The 4729-nt window shown below is 40.3% G+C and carries 5 protein-coding genes; 4 read left to right on the forward strand and 1 reads right to left on the reverse strand.

Features of this window, described 5'->3' with window-relative positions:
* The coding region (locus ACR2F7_RS09255; RefSeq protein WP_432713289.1) for a sensor histidine kinase at window positions 1–888 on the forward strand (888 nt) is incomplete at its 5' end.
* A 3-nt stretch (window positions 889–891) separates the two neighbouring features.
* Here ACR2F7_RS09255 and ACR2F7_RS09260 read toward each other — a convergent pair.
* A complete protein-coding gene (locus ACR2F7_RS09260) occupies window positions 892–2019 on the reverse strand; it encodes an AI-2E family transporter (protein ID WP_432713290.1) in 1128 nt (375 codons plus the stop codon).
* A gap of 88 nt (window positions 2020–2107) precedes the next feature.
* On the opposite strand from ACR2F7_RS09260, the gene mnmE reads away from it, so the two are divergent.
* The 3 genes from mnmE to ACR2F7_RS09275 all read left to right on the forward strand — a co-directional run.
* Window positions 2108–3478 carry a tRNA uridine-5-carboxymethylaminomethyl(34) synthesis GTPase MnmE gene (gene mnmE / locus ACR2F7_RS09265; RefSeq protein WP_432713291.1) on the forward strand — a complete coding sequence of 457 codons (1371 nt, stop codon included), beginning with the start codon at window positions 2108–2110 and terminating at the stop codon, window positions 3476–3478.
* 238 nt (window positions 3479–3716) lie between these two features.
* Window positions 3717–4061 (forward strand): helix-turn-helix domain-containing protein, encoded by a 345-nt coding sequence (locus ACR2F7_RS09270; protein WP_432713292.1) that lies wholly within the window; start codon window positions 3717–3719, stop codon window positions 4059–4061.
* 4 nt (window positions 4062–4065) lie between these two features.
* Window positions 4066–4729 (forward strand): phage integrase SAM-like domain-containing protein (locus ACR2F7_RS09275; protein ID WP_432713293.1); only part of this gene is annotated, 664 nt, incomplete at its 3' end.

Below are 4729 nucleotides of genomic sequence, written 5' to 3' on the forward strand. Positions count from 1 at the left end.
ATGGCACTGGAGTATGTCTATCCTACTATTGTAAAACAACACTATTTGAGTAGAACAGAAGCATTTCTCGATCTTGGCGTTACCTATGCCAATGTTGCTTTACTGTTATTTGTTGGGATCAGTATTTTTAGGAGAAGTTTCCACGAACAGCGAGTGGTGGTTGAAGAACAAGCTAAAAGCTTGCAAATCATTAATTTAGAAAAGGACAAAGTTCTTTCTATCATCGCCCTGGATTTAAAAGTTCCTATTTCTTCCTTGAAACAATACTTTGAAATGATGCAGGGCGTTGATGCAGATGCTGCAGAAAAGAAAGCACTTGAAAAAAAACTTACCCAGTCCTTAGGCGAAGCACAATATTTACTGAGTAACCTGCTTTTATGGGCTAAGAACCAAATGGAAGTACACCATATAGAGATGTGTCCAGTGTCAGTTCACCAGGTGGTTAAGGAGACAGCCTGTTTATTTAAGCAGCGACTGGCAAATAAATGGATCAAATTAGAAACCGACGTTAACGAAGACTTGTTTGTACTGGCTGATGAAAACATGCTGAAAGTAGTGTTGCGAAATGTACTCAACAATGCCGTTAAATTCACAAACCTGGAGGGACAGATTGAAATCAGCACCATGACCAAGGGCGGTCAATGTATCATCAAGGTAAAAGATAATGGTGTGGGCATAGCATTGGAAAAGCAAAAGAAGATTTTTACTTTAAATATTGTTTCCAGTTATGGAACCGCTAATGAAAGAGGCACTGGATTGGGCCTGAACCTGAGCAAGGATTATATGGAAAAACAAGGTGGAAAGATCTGGTTTGAAAGTATACCATGGGAAGGGACGGTGTTTTATGTGTCGCTTCCCATGGTTACAGGTCCTGTAAAACAGGCTTAATCTTTATTTTTCTACTTTCTCTACACCCGGTTTAGTGCTCACCGGTACTTTTTTACGGAAAATAGGGAAGGTCATCGGGCTTTTCAAAGGTCTTTCATCCCCTAGTAAAACACCCCATTGTTTAAACATTTCAGTACGGTCGAAGATCACTTTTAACACCGCAATGATCGGCATAGACAGGAACATTCCTGGTACACCGGCAATACTGCCACCGACGACCACTCCCAGAATAGAGATAAAAGCATTGATCTTGATTTTTGAGCCTACTATTCTAGGCATCAATATGTTATTGTCGAGAAATTGTACCACCGCAATCACCACCAATACGGTAATGACCGGGCCTAATTCTGTTGAAGAAGTAAGGGTTAATAATACCCCAATGATGTTGCCTAAAAGAGCACCCACATAAGGGATCAGGTTTAAGATAGCGAAGATGACCCCAATTAACAGGGCATGTTTAATGCCTAAAAGCAACATGATGCCACCTAAAAGGACGGTCATATAGCTTACCTGGATCAATAAACCCATTAAGTAACTTTTAACGATAGCTTCGGTTTCATAGATAGCATCTTTAACCCTTGGATGGTCATCAGTTTTAAACCACATGAAGATAAAGCGCAAAAGAATATCTTTATAGAAAAGGATCAGGTAAATATAAATGGGCAAAAGGCCTACAAACACAAAAACGGAGCTAAGCGTAACCGCTGCACCACTGGCCATACTACCAGCGTAGGCCATTAAATCTTCACTCTTTTTACTGATGAACTGCGTTTGTTCTTTGGTAGAATAATTAGAGATACTGCTGATCCAATCGCTCAAGGAATGGAGGTGCAGGGATACGTTCTTTTTAATCTGTGGGAAGTCGTCAATGAGCATGCCCATTTGAGAAGAGAAAAACCAACCGATGAGGGCGACAAAAACGACTACTAAAAGGATAGGGAGGATGATGGCTAGAACTTCAGGCACTTTATATTTCCGCAAAAAACGAAAAGCAGGAAATAGGAGGAGGCTCATGAAAAAAGCGGTAAGGACGGGCATAATGATACCTGCCCCGAGGACAAAAATAAGGCCGATGGCTACAATACCTAATAATTCTATAGATCTTTTAACCGTAAGTGGCATTTCGTGCATAAAGTGTGTTCTTAAATTTACAAATCAAACACTAGAAGGTAAGAAATGTTTGGTTAGTTTTGTCCAATATAAGAAAATTGCCTGACGAATGATTACTAACGAAACCATAATTGCTTTATCTACCCCAACTGGCGCCGGTGCAATTGGCGTGATCCGCCTGTCGGGGAAAGATGCCATCACCATTACCAATTCAGTTTTTAAGGGGAAAGACCTTACTCAACAGGATTCGCATACACTGCATTTTGGTTTAATTAAAGATGGCGAGCAGGTGATAGATGAGGTGGTAGTGGGCTTATTTGTAGCACCAAAATCATATACTAAGGAAAACGTAGTCGAGATTTCTTGTCACGGTTCCAACTACATTATTCAGCAAATTATTTCTTTACTCATCAGAAAAGGAGCGAGCGCCGCAAAACCAGGAGAATTTACCTTAAGGGCATTTTTAAATGGCGGCATGGATTTATCGCAGGCAGAAGCTGTAGCGGATTTGATCTCTTCAGATTCTGCAGCAGCACACCAGGTGGCCATGAATCAATTGCGTGGTGGCTTTAGCACGGAGCTGCAGGTATTGCGCGAACAGCTGATCCATTTTGCATCGATGATAGAGCTTGAACTAGACTTTGCGGAGGAGGATGTAGAATTTGCCAACCGCGATCAATTGCAGGATTTGATTAATAAAATTACGATAGTCCTGAATAAGCTGATCCGTTCTTTTGAACTTGGGAATGTAATTAAACAGGGCATCAACACCGTTATTGCCGGCAGACCTAATGCTGGGAAATCTACCTTGTTAAATGCTTTGCTGAACGAGGAAAGGGCCATTGTGAGTGAAATTGCAGGAACTACCCGTGATACCATTGAAGAGTTGCTGAACATTAACGGCATTAACTTCAGGCTGATTGATACGGCAGGTATCCGCGAAGCGACAGATACTATTGAGGCGATCGGGGTGGAGAAGACCATGCAAAAGATTGACCAGAGTGCTGTTTTAGTGTACTTGTTTGATGTTGCAGCTTTAAGTCTTGCTGAAATTAAGGAAGATATTTTAAAGTTGTACAGACCTGGGTTAGCATTTTTAGCGGTAGCCAATAAGATTGATCTAGGTGCTGGTTTTGACTTTGCTGTTTTGGAATTGCCTTCTTCAATTCGGTTTATTTCAATTTCTGCGAAGGAAAATGAAAATGTAGAGGAGTTGAAGACCGAGTTGTATGAGTTAGCGGTTGGTGATCAGCTGACGGATAACCATACGATGGTGACGAATATCAGGCATGTGGAAGCGCTACAGAAAACAAGGGCTGCGCTAGATAGTGTGGCTTATGGTTTGGCGAACCCGGTTACGTCTGAGTTTTTGTCGGTGGATATTAAGCAGGCGTTACATTATTTGGGGGAGATTACAGGGCAGGTTACTACTGATGATTTGTTAGAGAATATATTTAGTAAGTTTTGTATTGGAAAGTAACTAGCGATAAACAACAATAAGTAACGCGTAGTAAAATATACTAAAACCCTGATAAACACGATTTATCAGGGTTTTTTGTTGCCTTATGATTTTTGGTGTTTCGTGATATTTTGTATTTATTTGTATCTTGTTTTGTATCTTTTGGATGAGATACAAAAAGATACAAATTTTTGGTGCTTAGGGGGGAGATGATGAAACACAGGGAAACACACAGAAACATAGGGAAACATAAGGAAACATGAGCTCGAATATTTTAGTCAAGCGGATTTGCGAAGAATGTGGTGCTGTTTTTTTAGCCAAAACAACCATGACCCGTTTTTGCGGAATGAGATGTAATCGGAAGAACTATAAAGGGAGGGTGAGGCAACGAAAAGTGGAGGCTAGCGACAACGAGACCGCAAAAAAAATAGCGCCTAAAAAAGCGACACTTCAACAGGAATTTTTAACTATTAAAGATGTTTGCTTACTTTTAAATATCAGTAGGACAACTTTATGGCGGCTAGCGAAAGAAAAAAAGATAAAAGTTAATAAGATTGGCGATCGCTCGATTATCAGAAGGAAGGAAATAGACAACTTATTTTAAGCGTATGGACCACAGAACATCAGTCAACCTCAGGGAGAAAAAACTTGCCAATGGCATGTTAGGGTTGTATCTCGATTTTTACCCGCCAGTATTAATTCCGGAGACTGGCAAAACTACTCGTCGGGAACATTTGAAGATCCGTATTTATGAAAAGCCCAAAACTGCGCATGAAAAAGAAGTAAATCGAATTGGGAAAGCCAAAGCTGATAGCATTCGTTCTCAGCGAGAAATCCAGTTCATGAACAAGAGCTTCGATTTTAAAGATAAGCTCTCTTCCAAAATGGACTTTCTGGCCTATTTCCTAGCGAAAGCCAGGAAACGCAATCAATCAAAAGGGAATTATGATAACTGGTATGGTGCTTATAAGTACCTGAGTTTATATACCAATGGTCAATGCAAGTTTGGTGATGTGGATGAAAAGTTTTGTGAAGGCTTTAAATCTTTCTTAAGTACGGTAAAGTCTATTAAGTCAGAAACAGTGGGTCTGGCTCAAAACTCACAAGTAAGCTATTTTAACAAGTTCAAGGCGGCAGTTAAAGAAGCATTTGAAGACCGTTTATTTGCCGTAAACCCAATACTCCGGGTAAAAGGAATTCCTCAGGCTGAAACGCAAAGGGAATATTTGACACTGGAGGAATTAAAAGCTATTAATGAAACTGAATGTGATC

Origin of the sequence: Pedobacter sp., assembly GCF_045628745.1 — a bacterium.
GTDB lineage: Bacteria > Bacteroidota > Bacteroidia > Sphingobacteriales > Sphingobacteriaceae > Pedobacter.